The organism is Paenibacillus sp. S25, from assembly GCF_019454085.1.
GTDB classification, from domain to species: Bacteria; Bacillota; Bacilli; order Paenibacillales; family Paenibacillaceae; genus Paenibacillus; species Paenibacillus polymyxa_B.
Genome location: NZ_CP073683.1, coordinates 5196309 through 5220626 on the forward strand (window position 1 = coordinate 5196309; position 24318 = coordinate 5220626).

Genomic DNA, 24318 nt, shown 5'->3' on the forward strand with positions numbered 1-24318 from the left:
CTCCCTTCGTTAAAACGTAGTCGTTCCTTAATATGTTAACGTGCGACTTAAGCGCACGTTTTATTACTTAGTACGACGACGAACGATGTACTTATCAGATGCTTTACCTTTTTTACGTGTCTTGTAACCAAGGGTTGGTTTACCCCATGGAGACATTGGAGATTTACGTCCGATTGGAGCGCGACCTTCACCACCACCGTGTGGGTGATCGTTAGGGTTCATTACAACACCGCGAACTTCAGGACGTTGTCCCAACCAGCGACTACGACCGGCTTTACCGATTTTCACCAGTTCGTGGTCTTCGTTACCTACAGAACCGATTGTAGCGCGGCAAACTTTCAGAATGCGGCGAACTTCACCAGAAGTCAAACGAATTGTAACATACTTTTCTTCTTTACCAAGAAGTTGGGCTTCCGTACCAGCAGCGCGAACAAGTTGGCCACCTTTACCCGGTTTCAATTCGATGTTGTGGATAACCGTACCTACTGGAATGTTTTCCAATGGCAAGGAGTTACCGATTTTGATATCGGAACCTGCACCGGATACCACTTCGTCTCCTACTTTCAGACCTTTAGGAGCGATGATGTAACGTTTTTCACCATCCACATAGTGGATAAGTGCGATGTTGGACGTACGGTTTGGATCATATTCGATCGTAGCAACGCGGCCCGGTATTCCATCTTTGTTACGTTTGAAGTCAATAATACGGTATTTACGTTTGTGTCCGCCGCCTTGATGACGAACTGTAATTTTACCTTGGTTATTGCGTCCAGCTTGCTTGCTCAGAGGTGCCAGCAACGATTTCTCGGGCTGATTAGTTGTAATCTCCTCGAAAGTAGATACAGACATAGCACGTCTGGCCGGGGACGTTGGTTTATACTTTTTAATTGGCACTGAGTTTCCCTCCTTACTTTACAGTTTCAATTATACCGTTTCAAAAAACTCAAGCGGCTTACTGTCTTTGCTCAGCGTTACGAACGCTTTCTTCCACTCGCTCGTATAGCCGGAATGACGTCCGTAGCGTTTTGGTTTTGCAGGAACACGAAGCGTATTTACGTTACTTACTTTCACGTTAAAAATGGCTTCGATTGCTTTTTTAACTTCGACTTTGTTAGAACGAATGTCAACCTCGAAAACGTATTTCAAGTCATTCATCATACCAGCCGTACGTTCGGTGATAACCGGACGTTTGATAATATCACGAGGATCCTTCATTACGCGAGCACCTCCTCTACCTTCTGAACTGCTTCCTTCGTAATGATCAGTTTGTCGTGTCCGAGCACATCAAGAACATTAATGCCGTCTGCGGCTACAAACTTCACACCAGGAATATTACGAGCGGACAGTGCTACATTATCATCATAGCTAGGAGCTACGATCAATGCTTTACGATCAGCTTTAAGGTTATTCAAAATGGCTGCGAATTCTTTCGTTTTAGGTCCGTTCAGTGTAAGAGCGTCCAATACGATAATTTCATTCTCAATCACTTTGGATGACAACGCCGATTTGATCGCCAGACGACGAACCTTTTTAGGCAATTTGTAAGCATAGCTGCGTGGAGTGGGACCGAATACAGTACCGCCACCAACCCATTGCGGCGCACGGATCGAACCTTGACGAGCGCGGCCAGTACCTTTTTGTTTCCAAGGTTTACGTCCGCCACCACGTACTTCAGAACGTCCTTTTACTTTGTGAGTACCTTGACGTAGGGAAGCCAATTGCATAACAACAGCGTCATGAAGAACGTGCTTATTCGGCTCGATACCGAACACTGCGTCGTTCAATTCAATTTCACCAACTTGGCTGCCGCTAATATTAAATAGTGCTACTTTTGGCATTTCGTGTTCCTCCTTTCTTCAGTTGTTTATTTTTTCACCGTTTCTAATACTTTAACGAAGCTATTTTTAGGTCCTGGAATGGAACCTTTCACGAGCAACACATTACGTTCTGTATCGATCTTAACAACTTCAAGACGTTGGATCGTTACCGTTTCATGCCCCATGTGTCCTGGAAGGTGTTTACCTTTAGGAACGCGGTTAGCTTGAATGGAACCCATAGAACCTGGACCTCTGTGGTAACGCGAGCCGTGTGCCATTGGTCCGCGGCTTTGTCCCCAACGTTTGATAACGCCGGCAAAACCTTTACCTTTAGAAATACCTGTTACGTCAACGAACTCGCCTTCTGTGAAGACATCAGCCTTCAGTTCTTGGCCAACCTCGTACGCAGCAAGGTCGATGCCACGAAGTTCACGAACGTAGCGCTTAGGTGCAGTATTTGCTTTTTTCGCATGTCCTGCTTCAGGTTTGTTGGATCTTTTTTCTTTTTTATCAGAGAAACCGAGTTGGATAGCTTCGTATCCATCGTTTTCCAGATCTTTCTTTTGCAGAACAACACAAGGACCTGCTTCGATAACCGTAACAGCAAGTACGTTACCTTCAGGGGTAAACACTTGAGTCATTCCGAGTTTTTTTCCTAAGATACCTTTCATGTTGACACCTCATTTCTTTTCCTAATTACATATTACAATTTAATTTCGATATCTACACCGGACGGCAGGTCCAAGCGCATCAAGGCATCCACAGTTTGTGGAGTCGGGTTAACAATGTCGATCAAACGCTTGTGTGTGCGCATTTCGAACTGCTCCCGGGAATCCTTGTACTTGTGTACCGCACGGAGAATAGTAATGATTTGTTTTTCAGTTGGCAGCGGAATTGGCCCGGATACACCTGCGCCCGAACGTTTAGCTGTTTCAACAATTTTCTCAGCGGATTGATCAAGAATTCTATGATCGTAAGCTTTCAAACGAATACGAATTTTTTGCTTTGCCATTTTAGTCCCTCCTTCTATCGCCCAATTTGGTATCGGACATACTCCGTGAAAATTTTCCGACAGCCCTCCCATGGCAAAGGGGCCGGGTGTGTCAGTAACCTCTCACATCATCGCACAGTCACAAACAACATTAGTTATTATATCGAATAGTTCTGCCTATTGCAAGCAAAAACGAAAAAACAATGCATCTTATTTTGAAAAGATACAATTGTGCTCGCAGCTTGCGATTTTTTCAAGAGAAAAGCCCCCGCACCAGGGCAGGGGCTCGTTTAGCTTCGTTCCAATACAATGTTACTCGTTCCAGTACACTGTTGCTCTATTTAAAGGCTAAAGCCTTCTTATTTGGAGATTGTTGCTACGGCACCAGCGCCAACTGTACGTCCACCTTCACGAATAGAGAACTTAGTTCCTTCTTCGATAGCGATTGGGTTGATCAGTTGAACAGTAACCGTGATGTTATCACCAGGCATTACCATTTCGGAACCTTCTGGCAAAGTAATGATACCAGTTACGTCAGTTGTACGGAAGTAGAACTGTGGACGGTAACCAGTGAAGAAAGGTTTGTGACGTCCACCCTCTTCTTTAGTCAAAACGTAGATTTGAGCAGAGAATTCTGTATGAGGTTTAACAGAACCTGGTTTAGCCAATACTTGGCCACGCTCGATTTGTGCACGATCTACACCACGAAGCAATGCGCCGATGTTATCGCCAGCTTGAGCAGAGTCAAGCAATTTACGGAACATTTCTACGCCTGTTACTACGGATTTACGGGATTCTTCTTGAATACCGATGATTTCGATTTCGTCGCCCACTTTAACTGTACCACGCTCTACACGGCCTGTAGCAACTGTACCACGACCAGTGATGGAGAATACGTCCTCGACAGGCATCAAGAAAGGCTTGTCAGTATCGCGTTCTGGAGTCGGGATGTAAGTGTCGATTGTTTCGAACATTTCAACGATTTTCTTAGCATAGTCGCCCTCTGGGTTTTGCAGAGCTTCACGAGCTGAACCGCGAATGATTGGAGTGTCGTCACCTGGGAAGTCATATTCGCTCAGCAAATCACGAACTTCCATTTCAACCAATTCCAGCAACTCTTCGTCTTCAACCATGTCGCATTTGTTCAGGAATACAACGATGTAAGGAACACCAACTTGGCGGGACAACAGGATGTGCTCGCGAGTTTGCGGCATTGGGCCGTCAGCTGCGGAAACAACCAGAATCGCTCCGTCCATTTGTGCAGCGCCAGTGATCATGTTTTTAACATAGTCGGCGTGACCTGGGCAGTCAACGTGTGCATAGTGACGGTTAGGTGTTTCATATTCCACGTGTGCAGTGGAGATTGTGATACCGCGTTCGCGCTCTTCTGGAGCTTTATCGATTTGATCGAATGCTACAGCAGCACCACCGTAAGTTTTGGACAATACAGTTGTGATTGCAGCAGTCAAAGTAGTTTTACCATGATCGACGTGACCAATAGTACCGATATTAACGTGCGGTTTGTTACGTTCAAACTTAGCCTTTGCCATTTGAACAATTCCTCCTCAATAACTTGTTTTATTTTAGGCTGCCGGATGCCCTTTTGGTAAAACCTCAAGCATACCGGTCAGCTGATACATTGTATTACTCGCCGCCTTTGGTTTTGGCAACGATCTCTTCAGCAATGCTCTTCGGCACTTCTTCATAATGAGAAAGCTCCATAGAGAACACGCCGCGTCCTTGTGTACCGGAGCGAAGTGTAGTCGAGTATCCGAACATTTCGGACAAAGGCACCTTCGCACGAATGATTTGAGCTCCACTACGGGAATCCATACCTTCAATCCGACCACGACGGGAGTTCAACATACCCATTACGTCACCCATGTATTCCTCAGGAACCGTTACTTCAACTTTCATAATCGGCTCAAGCAATACTGGTTTACATTTGTCTTTCGCTGCTTTCAGCGCCATTGATCCGGCAATTTTAAATGCCATTTCATTGGAATCGACATCATGGTATGATCCGTCCACGATTGTAGCTTTAACGTCCACAAGCGGGAAGCCTGCGATAACGCCGTTTTTCATTTGTTCCTCAATACCAGCAAGAGCAGGTGCGATGTACTCTCTAGGAACAGAGCCGCCGACTACCTTACTTTCGAATTGACTACCAGTACCTGGTTCGAGTGGTTCGAACTCAACCCATACGTGACCATATTGACCACGACCACCGGACTGACGAACGAATTTACCTTCGACACGTGCTGGAGCACGGAACGTTTCACGGTAAGCAACCTGTGGTTTACCCACATTCGTTTCTACCTTGAACTCACGACGCATACGGTCAATGATGATGTCCAAGTGAAGCTCACCCATACCTGCCAAGATGGTTTGACCTGTTTCTTCGTTAGTATGAGCGCGAAGAGTTGGATCCTCTTCAGTCAACTTACCGAGAGCTACAGACATTTTATCTTGGTCAGCTTTGGTTTTAGGCTCAACCGCGATTTCGATAACCGGATCAGGGAAATTCATGGACTCGAGAATAACAGGACTCTTCTCATCACACAGTGTATCACCTGTACCTGTATCTTTCAAACCTACGGCAGCCGCAATATCACCAGAGTAAACTACAGTGATTTCTTGACGACTGTTCGCATGCATTTGAAGAATACGTCCGATACGTTCGCGTTTACCTTTTGTTGCATTCAATACGTAAGAACCGGATTGAAGAACACCGGAGTATACGCGGAAAAATGTCAACTTACCAACGTAAGGGTCCGTCATAATTTTGAATGCCAATGCGGAGAATGGCTCTTCATCGGAAGAGTGACGTTCAACTTCCGTACCGTCTTCCAGATGCCCTTGAATACTTGGCACGTCAGTAGGAGCCGGCAAATAGTCTAGAACAGCATCCAACATCAGCTGAACACCTTTATTGCGGTAAGAAGATCCACAGATAACTGGGAAGATTTTAACTTCTACAACACCTTTACGGAGAGCGGCTTTAATTTCGGCAACCGAAATTTCTTCGCCTTCCAGGTATTTCATTGTCAATTCTTCGTCCAGTTCAGCAACCTTCTCGATCAATTCATTACGGAGTTCTTCAACCTGATCTTTGAATTCCGCAGGAATTTCTACTTCTTCGATATCTTGACCAAGATCATCTTTGTACATATGAGCTTTTTGTTCAACGATATCGATAATACCAGTAAAATCATTTTCTGCGCCGATTGGCAATTGAATCGCAACTGCGTTCGCTTGAAGGCGATCACGCATGTCGGAGACAACATTCAAGAAGTCGGCACCAATGATATCCATTTTGTTTACATATGCGATCCGTGGAACGCCGTAGCGATCAGCCTGTCTCCATACGGTTTCAGACTGAGGCTCAACGCCTTCTTTCGCACTGAAAACACCAACTGCTCCGTCCAATACACGAAGGGAACGTTCAACTTCAACAGTGAAGTCAACGTGCCCCGGGGTGTCGATGATATTGACGCGGTGACCTTTCCAGGCAGCGGTCGTCGCAGCGGAAGTAATCGTGATTCCGCGCTCTTGTTCTTGTTCCATCCAGTCCATTGTCGCAGCGCCTTCGTGAACTTCACCGATTTTGTGCGTACGGCCTGTGTAGAACAAGATCCGCTCTGTTGTTGTGGTTTTACCCGCGTCAATATGAGCCATGATCCCGATATTACGTGTATTTTTCAAGGAGAACTCTCTTGCCATGAAATGGGTCTCCCTTCAAAATTGAAGTTATTTTTTTGAGCTGAATCCTACCAACGATAGTGAGCAAACGCTTTGTTCGCTTCAGCCATTTTGTGCGTGTCTTCACGTTTTTTCACGGAAGCGCCTGTGTTGTTGGAAGCATCGATAATTTCAGCCGCCAAACGCTCTTCCATGGTTTTCTCACCGCGGTTGCGGGAGTAGTTTACGAGCCAACGTAATCCCAGGGACGTACGTCTTTCTGGTTTTACCTCGATTGGTACTTGGTAGTTGGCACCGCCGACACGGCGTGCTTTAACTTCCAGGACTGGCATGATATTCTTGATAGCTGCTTCAAAAACTTCCATCGGGTCATTCCCCGTACGTTCTTGGATAAGCTTGAACGCATTGTACAGAATGCTTTGAGCAACGCCTCGTTTTCCGTCGAGCATGATGCGGTTGATCAAGCGGGTAACCAACTTGCTGTTGTATACCGGATCTGGCAACACGTCTCTTTTGGTAACTGGACCTTTGCGTGGCATGGATATCCCCCTTTCTTACATGTTAAACCGACATACGCGGTTTATATCTCATTAGGATTTTTTAGCTTTAGGGCGTTTTGCGCCGTATTTGGAACGAGCTTGCATGCGGTTGTTTACGCCTGCAGTATCCAAAGCACCGCGAACGATATGGTAACGTACACCCGGAAGGTCTTTTACACGACCGCCGCGAATCAGCACTACGCTGTGTTCTTGAAGGTTATGTCCAATACCTGGAATGTAAGCAGTCACCTCTACACGGTTCGTCAAGCGAACACGAGCATATTTACGAAGTGCGGAGTTTGGTTTTTTCGGAGTCATAGTACCTACACGAGTGCACACTCCGCGTTTTTGCGGGGCACTGATGTCGGTAGCTTCACGTTTCAAGGCATTAAAACCTTTTTGCAAAGCCGGTGATTTCGATTTCTCGATTTTGGCTTGACGTCCTTTACGAACCAGTTGGTTAATAGTTGGCATGTTGGTTGCCACCCCCTTCCTCAATTTTTGCTGTTACTTTACAAACCTTATCTAAGCCCACAGACCCAGGCGGTTCATAAAAGAACAAATGAAAAGTCTTTGCCGCCAAGAATAACAATTCCTTAGACAAAAACGTTCCTTACCCTATTGTTTTACGATAGCAGCCATTGCGGCTCCCACTTCAATCCCACATGCAGCTCCGAGATTTTTCATTGTGTCTACGAGAGTCACTTTGACTCCTTGCTTGTTGCACAAAGCAATGATGTTGGAAGTGAGACGCTGATCTGCGTCTTCTGCCACATATACTTCTGAGGCAAAGCCCAATTCTACCATACGAATGGTTTGTTTGGTACCGATTTTGACATGAGCATCTTGCAGTCCCTGTTCTTTAGACATATCTCATTCCTCCGAAAAGACCCAATAGCATATAGGCTGCTCACGCACCTTTGCTATATTAGCATTGACTATAAGTAATGTCAAGACAATTATAAACTATAATTCATTTAAACAGAATAGTACGATTCTTTTTTGAAAAACACCGGAGCACCGTCTGCTGTAGCTTTTATGCAAAGCTTATGTCTACGGTGTTCCGGCAATCATACTATTTTTATATTACTCGGCCGAAATAGGTTCGAGCTCCTCAGATGGAGACTGTCCCTCTTCCGGTTGGGCAAATTTCACACTACGGTAACGGTTCATACCTGTTCCCGCAGGAATCAATTTACCAATAATTACGTTCTCCTTCAGTCCAAGCAACTGATCGACCTTGCCTTTAATAGCTGCATCAGTCAGGACACGAGTAGTTTCCTGGAAGGATGCTGCTGACAAGAAGGAGTCAGTTTCCAGAGAGGCCTTGGTAATACCGAGCAGTACCGGCTTAGCTACCGCTGGTTCCTGACCGCTGAGAATCGCTATCTTGTTTGCATTTTCATACTCATGGACATCAACAAAGGAGCCTGGAAGTAAGATCGTGTCACCCGCATCAATGATACGGATTTTACGCAACATTTGACGAATCATAACTTCTACGTGCTTGTCGTTGATTTCCACTCCCTGGTTCCGGTATACGCGTTGAACTTCCTGAAGGATATAGTTCTGTACCCCGCGAATACCTTTAATACGCAGCATTTCTTTAGGATCAATTGAACCATCCGTCAGTTCGTCCCCAGCTTCAACAGTCATACCTTCGCTTACGCGCAGGCGGGAACCATACGTTACTGAATATGTTTTCGTTTCGGCTTCACCCTGAATGTCAATCTCACGGCGGTCTTTACCTTCACGAACTTCTTTAACTGTACCGTCAATTTCACTAATAGTTGCCTGACCTTTAGGATTACGTGCTTCAAAAAGCTCCTGGATACGAGGCAAACCTTGTGTAATATCGTCACCCGCTACGCCGCCTGTGTGGAACGTACGCATAGTAAGCTGTGTTCCTGGCTCACCAATGGATTGTGCAGCGATAATACCAACTGCTTCACCAATCTCAACGTGTTTACCAGTAGCCAGATTGCGACCGTAGCATTTCTTGCAGACGCCATGTTTAGCACGGCAACTTAGTACAGAACGAATCTGAACTTTGTGTACACCGGCTTTAACAATCGCTTCAGCTTTGTCGGAGTCAATCAGTTCGTTACGTCTAGCCAAAATCTCGCCAGTCTCAGGATGACGTACCGTTTCAAAGCAATAGCGACCTTCCAGACGGTCATAGAGATCCTCAATCACTTCTTTACCGTCCTGGATACGACTTACTGTGAAGCCTTTATCCGTTCCGCAGTCTTCTTCGCGCACGATAACATCCTGTGCCACATCTACGAGGCGACGAGTCAGGTAACCGGAGTCAGCCGTACGGAGGGCTGTATCCGCCAAACCTTTACGCGCTCCGTGAGTGGAGATGAAGTACTCGAGTACTGTCAGACCTTCACGGAAATTTGATTTGATTGGGAGTTCGATAATACGTCCGGATGGATTGGCCATCAGACCACGCATACCGCCGAGCTGAGTAATCTGTGATTTGTTCCCCCGCGCTTTGGAGTCCACCATCATCATGATAGAGTTGTAGCGATCCATGGACTTCATCAATACTTCGGTAATATCATCTTTTGCTTTAGACCAAATGTCGATAATCCGGTCATAGCGTTCTTCATTCGTAATCAGACCACGACGATACTGATTCGTCACAACTTGCGCTTTGTCCTCAGATCCCTTAAGAATCTCTTGTTTTTCCACCGGCACGATTACGTCCGATACAGCAACGGTTACCCCTGCACGAGTGGAATACGTAAAGCCAAGCTGCTTGATTTTATCCAGAATTACAGCTGTTTCTGTTGTATGGTAAGTCTCAAAACAACGGGCAATGATATTACCAAGGTAATCCTTGCCTACCCCGTTAGCTTGCGGAGCGTTTTGAATGGCTTCTGTAAGATTTACACCCTTCTCGTAAACAAAGAACTCCTCCGCAGTACCATAAAGCAAGTTCGCACGGGTCGCATCATTGATGTACGGGAAGCTTGCCGGGAAAATTTCATTAAAGATAATTTTACCAACCGTTGTGATCAACATCGCTTCCTGTTGTTTTTCCGTAAAACTCGTTTTATTCAAAGCTTTAACCGGAATAGCTACACGAGCATGAAGGCCAGCTGTACCGCGTTGGTAGGCCGATATAGCTTCATTCATGTTGCGAAGGATCATATTGCTTCCTTCTTCTTCTTTGTTATCCATAGTCAGATAGAAAGAACCAAGAACCATATCCTGAGAAGGTGTAACAACTGGCTTGCCGTCTTTCGGATTCAAAATGTTGCCGGATGCTAGCATAAGCAAACGAGCTTCAGCTTGAGCTTCCGCAGACAACGGAACGTGAACAGCCATTTGGTCACCGTCAAAGTCGGCATTATATGCAGTACATACGAGCGGATGCAGACGAATCGCACGACCCTCAACCAAAATCGGTTCGAACGCCTGGATACCGAGTCTATGCAACGTAGGGGCACGGTTCAAAAGAACTGGATGCTCCTTGATTACTTCTTCCAGCACATCCCATACTTCTGCACTCACACGTTCTACTTTACGCTTCGCGCTCTTGATATTGTGCGCCAAACCTTTGTTCACTAGTTCTTTCATAACAAAAGGTTTGAACAGTTCAAGTGCCATTTCTTTCGGCAAACCGCATTGATACATTTTCAAGTACGGACCTACAACGATAACGGAACGACCAGAGTAGTCAACACGTTTTCCGAGCAAGTTCTGACGGAAACGTCCTTGTTTACCTTTCAGCATGTGGCTGAGGGATTTCAAAGGACGGTTACCTGGACCTGTAACAGGACGACCACGACGACCATTATCAATCAAGGCGTCAACAGCTTCCTGCAACATCCGTTTTTCATTTTGTACGATAATATCTGGCGCACCTAAATCTAACAGACGTTTCAGACGGTTATTACGGTTAATAACACGACGATACAAGTCGTTAAGGTCAGAGGTAGCGAAACGACCACCATCCAACTGTACCATTGGACGAAGCTCAGGAGGAATAACAGGAAGTACGTCCATGATCATCCAATCCGGTTGGTTGCCGGAGTTACGGAATGCCTCAATAACTTCAAGGCGTTTGATTGCACGGTTACGACGTTGTCCTTGAGCTGTACGCAGCTCTTCTTTCAAGAATTCCAACTCTTTGTCTATGTCCAAATCTTGAAGAAGCTTTTTAACCGCTTCAGCACCCATACCTGCCTGGAAGCCATAGCCGTATTTCTCACGATAGCTACGGTATTCTTTCTCGGACAGGAGTTGCTTTTTCTCCAAAGGCGTATCTCCTGGATCGGTTACAACATAAGATGCGAAGTAAATGATCTCTTCCAGAGATCTTGGAGACATATCAAGAGCAAGACCCATACGACTTGGAATGCCTTTAAAGTACCAAATGTGCGATACGGGAGCAGCCAACTCAATATGGCCCATACGCTCACGGCGAACCTTAGCGCGAGTAACTTCTACTCCACAGCGGTCACAGACAACACCTTTATAGCGTACACGTTTGTACTTACCGCAATGACATTCCCAGTCTTTCGTAGGTCCGAAAATCTTCTCGCAAAATAGTCCTTCTTTTTCCGGTTTAAGCGTACGATAGTTAATCGTCTCCGGTTTTTTGACTTCTCCGCGGGACCAAGAACGAATCTTTTCGGGGGAAGCAAGCCCGATTTTCATATATTCGAAATTGTTAACGTCCAACAAGGAGCAACCCTCCTTAACCAAATCCTGAGTTTTTAGGTTTGATACCGCCCAGCAGCACCGGGCGGTATCAAGAAACCTGATCCATTCTAGAATGGATCAAGGTATATAACAAAGCTGATATGAGTCAGTCAGCAGTCAAACTACTCTACGCCAACCTCAGAGCCTTCGAGATTCAAACTCAGCTTATCGCCAGTTGTGTCATCCTCATCATCAAGCTCTCTCATTTCGATCTCTTGTTCGTCTTCAGACAGAATCTTCACGTCCATACCCAAGCTTTGCAGCTCTTTGATCAGGACCTTAAATGATTCTGGAACACCCGGTTCAGGTACATTTTCACCTTTGACAATGGATTCGTAAGTTTTAACACGTCCAACCACATCATCGGATTTCACAGTCAAAATTTCCTGAAGCGTGTACGCCGCGCCGTAGGCTTCCAATGCCCATACTTCCATCTCCCCGAAGCGCTGTCCACCGAATTGAGCTTTACCACCCAATGGTTGTTGCGTAACGAGGGAGTAAGGACCTGTAGAACGAGCATGGATTTTATCATCGACCATGTGCGCCAGTTTGATCATGTGCATGACACCGACAGTAACTTCACGTTCAAAACGATCACCCGTACGTCCGTCATACAACACAGTCTTACCATTACGCTGCATGCCTGCCTCTTCCATTGTATCGAATACGTCATACTCCTTGGCACCATCGAATACTGGAGTTGCCACATGAATACCAAGACGCATTGCAGCCATACCCAAATGGACTTCAAGCACCTGTCCGATGTTCATCCGTGAAGGTACGCCCAGCGGGTTCAGAACGACCTGTACTGGTGTGCCATCCGGCAGGAACGGCATATCTTCTTCAGGCAAAATACGAGCAACGACACCCTTGTTACCGTGACGTCCAGCCATTTTATCGCCTTCGGAGATTTTACGTTTTTGAGCAATATATACACGAACCAACTGATTTACACCTGGTGGCAGTTCATCACCATTTTCACGTGTAAACACCTTAACATCTACAACAATCCCGTCTGTTCCGTGAGGAACTCTCAAAGAAGTATCGCGAACCTCGCGTGCCTTCTCACCAAAGATTGCGTGTAAGAGACGTTCTTCAGCTGTCAATTCAGTCACACCTTTAGGTGTTACTTTACCAACGAGAATGTCACCTGCGCCGATTTCGGCACCAATACGAATGATTCCACGCTCATCCAAGTTGCGAAGCGCTTCTTCACCGACATTTGGAATGTCGCGAGTGATTTCTTCAGGTCCAAGCTTCGTGTCACGAGCCTCGGATTCGTATTCCTCAATATGGATCGAGGTGTATACATCTTCCTTAACCAGTTTCTCACTCAGCAGGATTGCATCCTCGTAGTTGTAACCTTCCCAAGTCATGAAGGCAACGACAACGTTACGTCCCAACGCCAACTCACCCATCTCTGTAGATGGACCATCCGCAAGAATATCGCCAACTTTGACAATATCTCCTCTGTTCACAATCGGACGTTGGTTGATGCAAGTTCCTTGGTTAGATCGCATAAATTTGTGTAATTTATACTTAACAATGTCGCCCTTCACTTCAGCGCCATCTACAGTTTCGATACGACGCAACCAAATTTCGTTGGCCGAAGAACGTTCGATAACTCCGTTGTATTTGGATACAACGCAAACACCAGAATCTTTTGCAGACTTGTGCTCCATTCCTGTTCCGACCAATGGAGACTTCGGAATCAGAAGTGGGACAGCCTGACGCTGCATGTTGGAACCCATCAATGCGCGGTTAGAGTCATCATTCTCCAGAAACGGAATCAATGCAGTCGCGACCGATACGACCTGTTTAGGCGATACGTCCATGTAATCGACACGGCTACTAGCCATCGGAATAATGTTATCAGACTGTTTGTTATAACGGACAATGACGACCTCATCCTTAAAGGTGTTTTCCTCCGTCAATTCCGCATTCGCCTGAGCTACGATGTAGTTATCTTCTTCATCAGCAGTCAGGTAATCAATCTGCTCTGTAACTTTTCCGGTTTTTGGATCTACCCAACGATAAGGTGCTTCGATAAATCCGTACTCGTTGATGCGTGCAAAAGTGGACAAAGAGTTGATCAAACCAATGTTTGGTCCCTCTGGCGTCTCGATAGGACACATGCGGCCGTAGTGACTCGGATGGACGTCACGTACTTCCATACCCGCGCGTTCGCGCGTCAAACCGCCGGGTCCGAGTGCAGACAGACGACGTTTGTGCGTTAATTCAGCAAGCGGATTCGTCTGATCCATGAACTGAGACAGCTGCGAGCTACCAAAGAACTCTTTAATCGAAGCAATTACCGGACGTATGTTAATCAGCGCTTGTGGCGTAATTACATTAGCATCCTGAATCGACATTCTTTCACGCACTACGCGTTCCATACGGGACAAACCGATACGGAACTGGTTTTGGAGCAACTCACCTACAGAACGCAAACGACGGTTACCCAAATGGTCAATATCGTCCGTACTTCCGATTCCGTGAAGCAAGTTAATAAAATAACTGATGGAGGAAATAATATCGGCAGGCGTAATATTCTTAACCGATTTATCAATATTTCCGTTAGCAATCAGTTTTACTACTTTACCATCCTCAATTGGTGAGAATACATCGATCGTTTGAAGTGGAATATCATTGCTTTCTAGCACACCACTCGCAACATGATACGTACGATGTCCTACTGATTCCTCCAGTTGGGCCAAAATCTCGTCCAACAGGCGGCGATCTACCATTTGTCCGGCTTCAGCGATGATTTCACCAGTTGTTGTATCAATCAAAGTCTCAGCAAGTCGTTGATTGAACAGACGATTTTTGATGTGAAGCTTTTTATTGATTTTGTAACGGCCTACGTTGGCCAGATCATAACGTTTTGGATCAAAGAAGCGCGCAACCAGCAAGCTCTTTGCGTTATCCAGTGTAGGCGGCTCACCCGGACGAAGACGCTCATAAATTTCAATCAGCGCTTTCTCGGTGGAATCCGTGTTGTCTTTATCAAGTGTGTTGCGGATATATTCGTCATTGCCGAGCAAATCCAGAATCTCAGCATCAGTGCCAAAGCCCAGCGCACGCAGCAACACCGTAACCGGAATTTTACGGGTACGGTCAATCCGGACATAGATAATATCCTTCGCATCCATCTCCAGTTCGAGCCAAGCCCCCCGGTTAGGAATTACCGTTGCGGTGTATGTTGTTTTCGCATTCTTGTCGACTTTTGTGCTGAAATAGACGCTGGGAGAGCGAACCAACTGGCTGACAATAACCCGTTCCGCACCGTTAATAATAAACGTACCCGTTTCAGTCATCAGCGGGAAGTCTCCCATGAATACTTCCTGCTCTTTCACTTCCCCGGTTTCTTTATTAATAAGCCGGACTTTTACCCGAAGCGGTGCTGCATACGTAACGTCGCGTTCCTTTGCGTCGTCAACGGTATATTTGGGTTCTCCGAGAGAATAGTCGATAAACTCCAGAATCAGGTTTCCAGTGAAATCCTGAATTGGCGAAATATCCCGAAACATTTCCCGTAATCCTTCCTCCAAAAACCAATCATAGGATTTTTGTTGGATCTCAATCAGGTTCGGAACCTCGAGTACCTCATTAATACGTGCATAACTGCGCCGAGTGCGTCGACCATATTGAACAAGATGTCCTGCCAACTTAAACTCACCCCTCATGTCTACTCACTTTAAAAATACATTGCGAACCTCTGTTTGTGACCTTATAATAAGACACATACAGAAGATTCAATCTTACAAATACAGAAAAGCCCTTACTCGAATGCATTCGAAAAAAGAGCAACGTATCTGCAGAATCCTCTTACCGGAAGATCTTCATCACTTGTAGATTTGCCCAAAATGGTTGTATTATACGTAATAGAGATAAATACTATACCTACTACGCATAAATCTATTGACATTTCAACAAACTAAAGCCATGGAGGGCATCCTAATACTGACATTTTATAATAATATCACAGACCAGGATTCAAGTCAATGGTCCTATTGCATTTTCTTAAAAACTTTTTTCAGCCTTCAAAATTCGATAACCTTTATCCTTTGTAACTTCCTCTACATGACCGAAAAGGCTCTCTATCTTAGCACTCGCCGAAGGGGCCCCCTGCTTTTTCTGAATGACTACCCACAAAGCTCCACCCTCGTTTAAATGCTCATAAGCAAACTCAAAAATGGTATGCACTGTTTCTTTTCCTGCGCGTATAGGAGGATTCGTCAAGATCACGTCAAAACGTTCATTCTTCACTTCCGCAAACAAATCGCTTTGCTTAATGGTGACATTCTTAACCCCATTACGTTCCGCATTCTCTATCGCTAGTTGAACGGCTCGCTCATTAATATCAACCATTGTGACGTGTCCCTCGGGGACAAGCGCGGCTGCCGCCAAACCGATCGGCCCATAACCGCATCCTACATCCAATACCGAAGCTTGTGCAGGAAGCTGCATCGCTTCAATCAGCACACGACTCCCGTAATCAATTCCCTGCTTCGAAAAAACGCCTGAATCGCTGGCAAAACGGTATGACCGCCCCCGAAGCACTGTTTCCAGGCTCCGTCGTTCATGCGCCGTCTCTGGCCGCTTGGAGTAATAATGATCAGCCATTCATGCCCACCTCTTTCGGTTGTACTACCATCATAGCCTTTACAATAACCTTTCAGACATGCTGGTACTACCGTTTTACAGCAACAAACCCCTTGAAGATCACCTCAAGGGGTTTGTTTTAGTTCATTGTCTGCTAGAAAGCAGTCAATTATTTTACTTCTACAGAAGCGCCTGCTTCTTCCAATTTTGCTTTAATGGATTCAGCTTCTTCTTTAGCGATTTTTTCTTTCAGTGGTTTTGGAGCGTTGTCAACCAGTTCTTTTGCTTCTTTCAGGCCAAGACCTGTGATTTCGCGAACTGCTTTGATAACGTTGATTTTGGAAGCGCCAGCGCTTGTCAAGATTACGTCGAACTCGGATTGCTCAGCTTCTGCTGCGCCACCTGCTGCGCCACCTGCTACAGCTACTGGAGCTGCTGCAGTTACGCCGAATTCTTCTTCGATTGCTTTCACGAGATCGTTCAGTTCCAATACGGACATACCTTTAATCGCTTCCAAGATTTGCTCTTTACTCATGGTTGAACCTCCATTTAAATTCGTATTTTTTTGTTCTCAACTACTATACAGCAGGTTTAATCCCTAACTCATGCGCTTTGCTCTTCTTTTTCTGCAACAGCTTTAACTGCAAGCGCGAAGTTGCGTACAGGAGCTTGAAGCACGCTGAGGAGCATGGAAAGGAGACCTTCGCGGGATGGCAGTTCTGCCAGTGCTTTGATTTCCTCAACACCGATAACGCGACCTTCTACAACTGCACCTTTCAGTTCCAGTGCATTGTTCTTCTTAGCGAAATCGTTCAAGATTTTAGCTGCAGACACTGCATCATCTTTGCCGAACGCGATTGCAGTAGGACCTGTCAATACTGCGTCCAGTTCAGTTAATTCTGCTGCCGCAGTTGCACGGCGGAGCAGTGTGTTTTTCAGCACTTGAAATTCGATTCCGGCTTCGCGAAGCTGCTTACGCAGCTCAGTTACTTGGGCAACATTCAGACCGCGATAGTCTGCAACCACAGTTGTTACGCTCTCGCGCAATTTTGCAGCTACAACTTCAACAGCTTCTTGTTTTGCTTGAATCACCTTTGCATTTGCCAAACTGTACACCTCCTGATCAATTTATCCGCTTTGTTCGAAGCACCCGATCTGGTGATCTTACAAAGCTTGCTTTCATAAGCATGAAAAAAGCCTCCGTAGAGTACGAAGGCTTGATAAATCTACATGGACGGGACAAGCCCGTCACATGAAACGTTCTATCATAACACCTCGGTAGGAAATTAAGCCCGAAGGCACCTACTGTCTACGGTAAGCATATTCAACTTTATTGGTCAGTCACAAGGACTCACAACTTTTATAGAATAACAAATTTGATTGAGTGTGTCAATCAAAATATTATCTGTAAACAGATGCGTTCACACGTGCACTTGGTCCCATAGTCGAAGAAATAGCGATGTTTTTCAGGTATACACCTTTAGCAGCCGCTGGCTTCGCACGGTTCAAGGCTTCAACCAAGGCTTTAAGGTTCTCGTTCAGCTGTTCAGCACTGAAGGAAGCTTTGCCGATTGGCGCATGAATTTGACCGGCTTTGTCGAGACGGTATTCGATTTTACCGGCTTTAATTTCTTGAACAGCCTTGGCAACGTCGAAAGTAACTGTGCCTGCTTTAGGGTTAGGCATCAAACCTTTACCACCGAGCAAACGACCCAGTTTACCAACCTCACTCATCATATCAGGTGTCGCAACGCAGACGTCGAATTCGAACCAGCCTTGTTGAATTTTGTTGATCATATCTTGATCACCAACAAAATCAGCGCCAGCCGCTTCCGCTTCTTTCACTTTGTCACCTTTTGCAAATACCAGAACGCGTTGTGTTTTACCCGTACCATGTGGCAGGACAACAACACCACGAACAGCCTGGTCTTGTTTACGGGAATCTACGCCCAGACGAACTGCCGCTTCAACGGTTTCGTCGAATTTAGCAGTCGCTGCCTTTTTTACCAGTTCAACGGCTTCTAAAGGCTCGTAAGTTGCTTCGCTGTCAATCAGCTTAGCAGCTTCCAGGTACTTCTTACCATGTTTAGCCATAATGTTTTCCTCCTTATGTGGTATTAGCGGATATTCCTCCCACACTTGCCGGACAGTCAAACTGCCGGCACACGTAGATTAATAAAATTAATCTACGATGGTGATACCCATGCTGCGAGCAGTACCTTCAACCATACGCATTGCCGATTCTACGGAAGCTGCGTTAAGGTCAGGCATTTTTTGCTCTGCAATTTGACGAACAGCAGCGCGATTTACAGTTGCAACTTTCGTTTTATTCGGTTCACCGGAACCTTTTTCGATTTTAGCAGCAACTTTCAACAGAACAGCAGCCGGTGGAGTTTTGGTGATGAACGTAAAAGAACGATCCTCAAATACCGAAATTTCAACCGGAATAATCAGGCCTGCTTGATCAGCAGTACGAGCATTGAACTCTTTACAGAATGCCATGATGTTGACACCTGCTTGACCCAAAGCTGGACCTACTGGAGGCGCTGGATTAGCTTTCCCTGCAGGAATCTGCAGTTTTACCATTTTAATTACCTTTTTTGCCATGGATGACACCTCCTTGACTCAATAGTGGTAGACGGACCTATCGATCCTCCCACAAGAAACCTGTAAGAAAAATCTATATTTTCTCCACTTGAGTATAATCTAACTCAAGCGGGGTTTCCCGTCCAAACATGTTGACGTGAACCTTAAGCTTGCTCTTCTCAACCAAAATTTCTTCCACGGAGCCCACAAAATTCGCAAAAGGACCAACTTTAATTCGCACGGATTCCTTAACATCGAATTCAATCTTCGGTTTCGGCTCTACCATGCCCATATGCTTCAGAATCTGTTCAACTTCTTCTGGAAGCAATGGCGTCGGTTTGGAACCCGAGCCTGTCGACCCTACAAATCCCGTAACACCTGGTGTGTTGCGTACAACATACCAAGAGTCGTCGGTTTGGACCATTTCGACTAAGACATAACCAGGGTAGACTTTACGCATAACGGTTTTTTTCTTACCGTCCTTGGTTACCAGTTCTTCTTCCATAGGAACAAGAACACGGAATATCTTGTCTTCCATGCCCATGGACTCAACGCGTTTTTCCAAATTGGCTTTGACTTTGTTCTCATACCCTGAATAGGTATGAACGACGTACCATCTTTTTTCCATATCAAGCCACCTGGAACCCTTCCTAGATAATCGCTTCGATCACAGCGGAAATGCCGATATCGAGAACCCAAAAATAAATCGTGACGAACGCAATTGTCCCTATGACAATCAGCGTATAGTTGGTCAGTTCTTTACGATTGGGCCAGCGAACCTTCTTGAGTTCAGCCCAGCTTTCAGAGAAAAAGGAAAACAGAGACTTGAAACTGCGTTTCACGCCGACTACACCTCCAAAAACTATCTGGTTTCCCGATGAGAAGTCTGTTCGTTACAGGACTTACAGAATTTCTTCATCTCCATGCGGTCGGGGTGATTACGCTTGTTTTTCGTCGTTGTGTAATTTCTTTGTTTGCATGTTGTACAAGCCAAAGTAATAATTACCCGCATGATGTGCACCTCCCGAAGACATCCAACACCGGAAGTCTCATAATTGATCCTAAAAAAAACCGCGAATTTAGGCCTACCTAAAACACTTTATCACACGGGGTTTTCCATGTCAACGAATGTTTGCATACAATTCGCAGTCCCGGCTGTGGTGCATTTTAACATCTGTGCATCCTTTAAAACTGTTCTCTGAAAAGCTGCTTCAAAAATCAAGGCGATATCTATTATTCATCTTTTTTAGTATAAATCATTTGTAACACTTATAAACCTGCATAATCTACCTATAACGAATAAAAAAAGACTCGGACTCGAGCCTTTTCCCTGTCAGCCTCTACTTTCAACTATCTCTTACTTCCAGATACTTTTCAAGTTTACGCTTGACCCGTTGCAGCGCGTTATCAATGGATTTCACATGGCGGTCAAGATCCTCTGCAATCTCCTGATACGAACGTCCGTCTAGATACAACATAAGTACCTTGCGTTCCAGCTCGCTCAGAATCTCGGACATCTTGTCCTCAAGGCCCACAAACTCTTCCTGATTGATTATCAGCTCTTCAGGGTCACTTACTTGTGTTCCGCAAATCACATCGAGCAACGTCCGGTCTGACTCTTCATCATAGATGGGCTTGTCCAGAGACACGTAAGAGTTCAGAGGAATGTGCTTTTGTCGTGTAGCCGTCTTAATTGCCGTAATAATCTGTCGTGTAATGCACAACTCGGCGAAAGCCTTGAACGAAGCAAGCTTGTCTCCCTTAAAATCACGAATGGATTTGTAGAGACCAATCATGCCCTCCTGAATAATATCCTCGCGATCAGCACCAATCAGGAAGTAGGATCTAGCCTTGGCCCGCACAAAGTTCCGGTATTTGTTAATCAGAAACTCCAGCGCTTCCCCATCACCTTCATGGACTGCTCCGACAATGTCTTCATCATTTTTGTAATCAAACTTTGACAACATGATATCCTTGAGGTCCACACTCACTAACAATCCCTCCGGCTGCAACGCAAGGTACCCGTTACTCTCTCAAATATACGACAAGTATACGCGATGTAACCTGATACCGTCAACCACAACAACCTAAAAAAGAAGAGCGCTAACAAAATTGTCAATGGTTTCAAAATGGAGGAGGGTCCAATTATTGGTTTATTCTCTTCTCCATCGTTCAAACAACTTTCGAAGCTCCGGACTCAGTTTGGCATCTAGCGAGTTACGAGACAATTTGGCACTATCCTGCTGGATTCGCTTCTGCACTTCCTTTTCGGACTCCTCAATCTCGATCAGTAATTCCCGCGCCGACACCCTGAGTGCACCTTGCCCAAATGCGACATGTTGCTCTACCTGATCGCTTGTGGCTACGTAAATACTTCTTCTTTTACTGCTCAGCTCCCGAACCAATCGCTCGATGCACTCATCAGCAGTTTCTTTTTCTCTGGTAAAATAAATTTGGACTTTGCTCTGGGCAAAGGTTTTACCTAATCCTGGCACTCTGTAAGCATCAAATACGACGATGACTCTTCTGCCGGAATACGCCTGATGATCCGCCAGCCGTTCAAGAAGTCTGTCCCTCGCTTCCTGCATACCAGATTGTACCAGTGCGGAAAGTTCGGGCCAGGCTCCAATCATGTTGTAACCGTCCACAAGCAGAACATCCCGCATGTCAGCCATATCGTTAGCCCCGCGCCTGTCGTCCGCGCAATACTTCGTACATGACAACACCTGCAGCTACAGAAGCATTAAGGGAATTAATTTGCCCCGCCATTGGCAGCTTGACGAGTACATCGCATTTCTCACGGATCAAACGGCCCATTCCTTTATTTTCGTTACCAATGACAATGGCTACTGGTCCCGTGAATACTCCATTCCCAAAGACAGGGTCTGTCGCTGTAACATCCGTACCAACTACCCATACACCTTCTTCTTTAAGACGGTCAATGGTTTGTCCCAGATTGTTTACACGCGCCACCGGGACATACTCCACAGCACCTGCCGATGTTTTGGACACCGTTACAGTTACAGCTGCAGAACGCCTTTTCGGCACAATAACACCATGCGCTCCAGTACAGTCCGCTGTACGAAGGATGGAGCCCAAATTATGAGGGTCTTCAATCTCATCCAGCAAAATTAAAAACGGCTCTTCTCCCTTATCACGAGCAGTGGCGAGCAATTCTTCCACTTCAACATAGGCAAAAGGCGCAGCTTGCGCGACCACTCCCTGATGCTGAATGCCCGGAACCATTTGATCCAGCTTACGCTTGTCCACCTGCAAGACAATGATTCCTGCTTTTTTCGCCTCAGCTGTAATCGGCAGCGTCAAATGTTTTTGTGCATTATCCGCAATCCATATTTTATTTATCGTTCTGCCTGAACGCAATGCCTCCGTTACCGAATGCTTACCGGCAATCCATTCTTCTTCCATCTCTAGCTTCCTCCCGGGAAACGGACGATGCTTGTTCCATCCAGTCCGTTCCCATTTATAATTTTTCTGTATTTTCCATTTGTGCAATTCCGAACGTAATCAACTCTCTTAATCTGTCCAAATGTCCATCACAATAAAGAGATCCAATCAACCCTTCCAGTGCAGTGGCATGCCGATACTCAAGCACATCAGCATTTTTGGGCAAACTTCCTGATTTAGCATTTCTTCCTTGTCGGACAATATCGCGTTCTTCTTCCGTCAGTACCTTTTCCAATAGCCCCAACATGCGACTCTGCGCCTTGGCGGAGACTAGCCCTGTGGCTCGCCGATGCAGATGATTTGGACGCAGGTTAGGCTGAGCCAACAAATATTGCCGGACAGCTACCTCGTACACTGCATCACCAATGTAAGCTAGTGCAATGGGGGGCATCAAACGGGCTGGCTTGGATGCAGGGTACGGGAACCAGTTCCCCGTACCTTCCGATGCTCCTGAGTTCAGTGGCTTATCACTCATTTTCGCCGCCACCGCATCCCCTGCGCCGTATCTTCAAGCACAATGCCTTTTGCAGCCAACAGATCACGAATTTCGTCAGCTCTACCCCAGTTTTTGGTCTTACGAGCTTCGACACGTTCTGCAATTAACTGCTCAATTTCGTCATCCAGCAACTCTTCACTCGGTTCCGAATAAATGCGAAGTACGCTATTCATCGAATGAAAGGTATGCAATACAGCTTGTAGTTCCGCCTGATGTACGACATCTCGCTGCAACAAATGGTTTGCTTCGCTAACCCAATCAAATACAGCAGTAATCGCATCAGGTGTATTAAAATCATCATTCATTTTTTCGCCAAACTGCTGCAAAATTCCGTCGAGCTTCGTTTGCAGTTCCGTCGATACTCCCCCATTACCTTCCAGCGCATTAGCTAAACGATGCTTCACATTGGCAACTGCATTGGCGATCCGCTCGACACTGTTCTCCGCCTGACTCATAGTCTCTTGGTTATAGTTCAACGGATTCCGGTAATGTGTCGACAACATAAAATAACGTAAAGCCTCCGGCTTGTGGTGAGCGCGCAAATCTTTAACCAAAATACCATTACCGAGTGATTTCGACATTTTTTCATTATCTATGCGAATATATCCGTTATGCATCCAGTAGCGAGATAAAGGCTTACCCGTAATCACTTCAGATTGTGCGCATTCACATTCATGATGCGGAAATTGCAGATCCTGTCCGCCCCCATGAATATCCAGTGTATCCCCCAAATAATGGCGAGCCATAGCAGAGCATTCGATATGCCAGCCTGGTCGTCCATCTCCCCAAGGGCTCGACCAGTGAATTTCACCCGGCTTCGCTGCCTTCCAGAGTACAAAGTCCTCGGCATTTTCCTTGCGTTCATCCACATTAATGCGAATTCCGAACTGAAGCTCTTCCAGATTTTGACCTGATAGTTGTCCGTAATCTTTGAACTTTTTGGTCCGATAGAATACATCGCCATCATTTTCATAAGCATAGCCTTTGTCTACCAATTCCTTAATAAAATCAATAATCAGGTCCATGCTCTCTGTTACACGAGGGTTCATGCTGGCAGTAGGAACATTCAATCCTGCCAGATCCTCATGGTAGGCAGCAATAAATTTCTCAGCAACTGCCGAAACATCCATATCAAGTTCCCGAGCTTTGCGGATTAGTTTATCATCAACATCCGTAAAATTCACCACATAGTTTACATCATAGCCCAAGTACTCCAGGTAGCTGCGCACCACGTCAAATACAATTACAGGTCGTGCATTGCCAATATGAATGTAATCATACACGGTAGGTCCGCATACATACATTTTAACCTTTCCAGGCTCCAGTGGCACAAAAGGCTCCCGACTCCTCGTCATTGTATTATAAATTTGAAGCGGCATTGTTATGTTCCTCCCTCAT

Annotated in this window: 25 protein-coding genes and 1 other annotated feature; all 25 genes read right to left on the reverse strand. The window is 45.7% G+C overall.

The genetic code is table 11. The features are described from left to right. Window positions 1–63 precede the first annotated feature (63 nt). Window positions 64–894 carry a 50S ribosomal protein L2 gene (gene rplB / locus KAI37_RS22840; protein ID WP_013312158.1) on the reverse strand — a complete coding sequence of 277 codons (831 nt, stop codon included), beginning with the start codon at window positions 892–894 and terminating at the stop codon, window positions 64–66. Window positions 895–924: 30 nt separating this feature from the next. Then, a complete protein-coding gene (gene rplW / locus KAI37_RS22845) occupies window positions 925–1215 on the reverse strand; it encodes a 50S ribosomal protein L23 (protein WP_013312159.1) in 291 nt (96 codons plus the stop codon). After that, window positions 1215–1838, reverse strand: coding sequence for a 50S ribosomal protein L4 (gene rplD / locus KAI37_RS22850; protein ID WP_013312160.1), 624 nt, complete (start codon window positions 1836–1838; stop codon window positions 1215–1217). Before rplD ends, rplW begins: the two co-directional genes overlap by 1 nt. 26 nt (window positions 1839–1864) lie before the next feature. Continuing rightward, on the reverse strand, window positions 1865–2488 hold the full coding sequence (rplC, locus tag KAI37_RS22855; RefSeq protein WP_013312161.1) for a 50S ribosomal protein L3: 624 nt from the start codon (window positions 2486–2488) through the stop codon (window positions 1865–1867). Between the two features lie 32 nt (window positions 2489–2520). Next, window positions 2521–2829, reverse strand: a complete 309-nt coding sequence (rpsJ, locus tag KAI37_RS22860) for a 30S ribosomal protein S10 (RefSeq protein ID WP_005544556.1) — start codon at window positions 2827–2829, stop codon at window positions 2521–2523. 338 nt (window positions 2830–3167) lie between these two features. Further along, on the reverse strand, window positions 3168–4358 hold the full coding sequence (gene tuf, locus KAI37_RS22865; RefSeq protein WP_028542619.1) for an elongation factor Tu: 1191 nt from the start codon (window positions 4356–4358) through the stop codon (window positions 3168–3170). Between the two features lie 94 nt (window positions 4359–4452). Further along, the gene (gene fusA, locus KAI37_RS22870; RefSeq protein ID WP_023990559.1) at window positions 4453–6531 is read right to left on the reverse strand and encodes an elongation factor G; all 2079 of its coding nucleotides are present in this window, start codon (window positions 6529–6531) and stop codon (window positions 4453–4455) included. A gap of 47 nt (window positions 6532–6578) precedes the next feature. Next, window positions 6579–7049: a 30S ribosomal protein S7 gene (gene rpsG, locus KAI37_RS22875; RefSeq protein ID WP_007432586.1), complete on the reverse strand. Its 471-nt coding sequence runs from the start codon at window positions 7047–7049 to the stop codon at window positions 6579–6581. Window positions 7050–7100: 51 nt separating this feature from the next. Beyond that, complete coding sequence (gene rpsL / locus KAI37_RS22880) at window positions 7101–7523, reverse strand: 30S ribosomal protein S12 (RefSeq protein WP_007432587.1); 423 nt, start codon at window positions 7521–7523, stop codon at window positions 7101–7103. A 144-nt stretch (window positions 7524–7667) separates the two neighbouring features. Further along, entirely contained in the window at window positions 7668–7919 is a 252-nt protein-coding gene (locus KAI37_RS22885) for a ribosomal L7Ae/L30e/S12e/Gadd45 family protein (protein WP_007432588.1), read from the reverse strand. Between the two features lie 216 nt (window positions 7920–8135). After that, window positions 8136–11750 carry a DNA-directed RNA polymerase subunit beta' gene (gene rpoC / locus KAI37_RS22890; protein WP_013312165.1) on the reverse strand — a complete coding sequence of 1205 codons (3615 nt, stop codon included), beginning with the start codon at window positions 11748–11750 and terminating at the stop codon, window positions 8136–8138. Between the two features lie 140 nt (window positions 11751–11890). Then, on the reverse strand, window positions 11891–15436 hold the full coding sequence (gene rpoB, locus KAI37_RS22895; RefSeq protein WP_028542620.1) for a DNA-directed RNA polymerase subunit beta: 3546 nt from the start codon (window positions 15434–15436) through the stop codon (window positions 11891–11893). A gap of 355 nt (window positions 15437–15791) precedes the next feature. Next, window positions 15792–16394, reverse strand: a complete 603-nt coding sequence (locus tag KAI37_RS22900) for a class I SAM-dependent methyltransferase (protein ID WP_220030267.1) — start codon at window positions 16392–16394, stop codon at window positions 15792–15794. A gap of 148 nt (window positions 16395–16542) precedes the next feature. Then, a complete protein-coding gene (gene rplL / locus KAI37_RS22905; protein ID WP_010348819.1) occupies window positions 16543–16908 on the reverse strand; it encodes a 50S ribosomal protein L7/L12 in 366 nt (121 codons plus the stop codon). Window positions 16909–16976: 68 nt separating this feature from the next. Further along, window positions 16977–17480 carry a 50S ribosomal protein L10 gene (gene rplJ / locus KAI37_RS22910; RefSeq protein ID WP_013312168.1) on the reverse strand — a complete coding sequence of 168 codons (504 nt, stop codon included), beginning with the start codon at window positions 17478–17480 and terminating at the stop codon, window positions 16977–16979. Between the two features lie 74 nt (window positions 17481–17554). Further along, window positions 17555–17706 (reverse strand) — a sequence feature (ribosomal protein L10 leader region). 68 nt (window positions 17707–17774) lie between these two features. Further along, a complete protein-coding gene (rplA, locus tag KAI37_RS22915; protein WP_013312169.1) occupies window positions 17775–18467 on the reverse strand; it encodes a 50S ribosomal protein L1 in 693 nt (230 codons plus the stop codon). A gap of 87 nt (window positions 18468–18554) precedes the next feature. Beyond that, complete coding sequence (gene rplK / locus KAI37_RS22920) at window positions 18555–18980, reverse strand: 50S ribosomal protein L11 (RefSeq protein ID WP_007432595.1); 426 nt, start codon at window positions 18978–18980, stop codon at window positions 18555–18557. 73 nt (window positions 18981–19053) lie between these two features. After that, on the reverse strand, window positions 19054–19587 hold the full coding sequence (nusG, locus tag KAI37_RS22925; RefSeq protein ID WP_007432596.1) for a transcription termination/antitermination protein NusG: 534 nt from the start codon (window positions 19585–19587) through the stop codon (window positions 19054–19056). 22 nt (window positions 19588–19609) lie between these two features. Continuing rightward, entirely contained in the window at window positions 19610–19801 is a 192-nt protein-coding gene (secE, locus tag KAI37_RS22930) for a preprotein translocase subunit SecE (RefSeq protein ID WP_013312170.1), read from the reverse strand. 20 nt (window positions 19802–19821) lie between these two features. Further along, window positions 19822–19971: a 50S ribosomal protein L33 gene (gene rpmG / locus KAI37_RS22935; RefSeq protein ID WP_023990562.1), complete on the reverse strand. Its 150-nt coding sequence runs from the start codon at window positions 19969–19971 to the stop codon at window positions 19822–19824. A 334-nt stretch (window positions 19972–20305) separates the two neighbouring features. Further along, window positions 20306–20950 carry an RNA polymerase sporulation sigma factor SigH gene (gene sigH, locus KAI37_RS22940; protein ID WP_016324748.1) on the reverse strand — a complete coding sequence of 215 codons (645 nt, stop codon included), beginning with the start codon at window positions 20948–20950 and terminating at the stop codon, window positions 20306–20308. A 162-nt stretch (window positions 20951–21112) separates the two neighbouring features. Beyond that, complete coding sequence (locus KAI37_RS22945; protein ID WP_076294718.1) at window positions 21113–21634, reverse strand: NYN domain-containing protein; 522 nt, start codon at window positions 21632–21634, stop codon at window positions 21113–21115. Between the two features lie 4 nt (window positions 21635–21638). Further along, window positions 21639–22385: a 23S rRNA (guanosine(2251)-2'-O)-methyltransferase RlmB gene (gene rlmB, locus KAI37_RS22950; protein ID WP_013312173.1), complete on the reverse strand. Its 747-nt coding sequence runs from the start codon at window positions 22383–22385 to the stop codon at window positions 21639–21641. Window positions 22386–22440: 55 nt separating this feature from the next. Next, window positions 22441–22899, reverse strand: a complete 459-nt coding sequence (locus tag KAI37_RS22955; RefSeq protein WP_104495561.1) for a Mini-ribonuclease 3 — start codon at window positions 22897–22899, stop codon at window positions 22441–22443. Then, complete coding sequence (gene cysS, locus KAI37_RS22960; protein ID WP_076294717.1) at window positions 22896–24299, reverse strand: cysteine--tRNA ligase; 1404 nt, start codon at window positions 24297–24299, stop codon at window positions 22896–22898. Before cysS ends, KAI37_RS22955 begins: the two co-directional genes overlap by 4 nt. Between the last annotated feature and the right edge of the window lie 19 nt (window positions 24300–24318).

Bases quoted from the DNA above. Each gene is read 5' to 3' on its own strand.
- rplL (WP_010348819.1), bottom strand. From the start codon at position 16,908: ATGAGTAAAGAGCAAATCTTGGAAGCGATTAAAGGTATGTCCGTATTG.
- cysS (WP_076294717.1), bottom strand. From the start codon at position 24,299: ATGCCGCTTCAAATTTATAATACAATGACGAGGAGTCGGGAGCCTTTT.
- rpsJ (WP_005544556.1), bottom strand. From the start codon at position 2,829: ATGGCAAAGCAAAAAATTCGTATTCGTTTGAAAGCTTACGATCATAGA.
- KAI37_RS22900 (WP_220030267.1), bottom strand. From the start codon at position 16,394: ATGGCTGATCATTATTACTCCAAGCGGCCAGAGACGGCGCATGAACGA.
- rplD (WP_013312160.1), bottom strand. From the start codon at position 1,838: ATGCCAAAAGTAGCACTATTTAATATTAGCGGCAGCCAAGTTGGTGAA.
- rplA (WP_013312169.1), bottom strand. From the start codon at position 18,467: ATGGCTAAACATGGTAAGAAGTACCTGGAAGCTGCTAAGCTGATTGAC.
- rpmG (WP_023990562.1), bottom strand. From the start codon at position 19,971: ATGCGGGTAATTATTACTTTGGCTTGTACAACATGCAAACAAAGAAAT.
- KAI37_RS22885 (WP_007432588.1), bottom strand. From the start codon at position 7,919: ATGTCTAAAGAACAGGGACTGCAAGATGCTCATGTCAAAATCGGTACC.
- rplC (WP_013312161.1), bottom strand. From the start codon at position 2,488: ATGAAAGGTATCTTAGGAAAAAAACTCGGAATGACTCAAGTGTTTACC.
- tuf (WP_028542619.1), bottom strand. From the start codon at position 4,358: ATGGCAAAGGCTAAGTTTGAACGTAACAAACCGCACGTTAATATCGGT.
- nusG (WP_007432596.1), bottom strand. From the start codon at position 19,587: ATGGAAAAAAGATGGTACGTCGTTCATACCTATTCAGGGTATGAGAAC.
- KAI37_RS22955 (WP_104495561.1), bottom strand. From the start codon at position 22,899: ATGAGTGATAAGCCACTGAACTCAGGAGCATCGGAAGGTACGGGGAAC.
- rplW (WP_013312159.1), bottom strand. From the start codon at position 1,215: ATGAAGGATCCTCGTGATATTATCAAACGTCCGGTTATCACCGAACGT.
- rpsL (WP_007432587.1), bottom strand. From the start codon at position 7,523: ATGCCAACTATTAACCAACTGGTTCGTAAAGGACGTCAAGCCAAAATC.
- fusA (WP_023990559.1), bottom strand. From the start codon at position 6,531: ATGGCAAGAGAGTTCTCCTTGAAAAATACACGTAATATCGGGATCATG.
- rlmB (WP_013312173.1), bottom strand. From the start codon at position 22,385: ATGGAAGAAGAATGGATTGCCGGTAAGCATTCGGTAACGGAGGCATTG.
- rpsG (WP_007432586.1), bottom strand. From the start codon at position 7,049: ATGCCACGCAAAGGTCCAGTTACCAAAAGAGACGTGTTGCCAGATCCG.
- rplK (WP_007432595.1), bottom strand. From the start codon at position 18,980: ATGGCAAAAAAGGTAATTAAAATGGTAAAACTGCAGATTCCTGCAGGG.
- KAI37_RS22945 (WP_076294718.1), bottom strand. From the start codon at position 21,634: ATGGCTGACATGCGGGATGTTCTGCTTGTGGACGGTTACAACATGATT.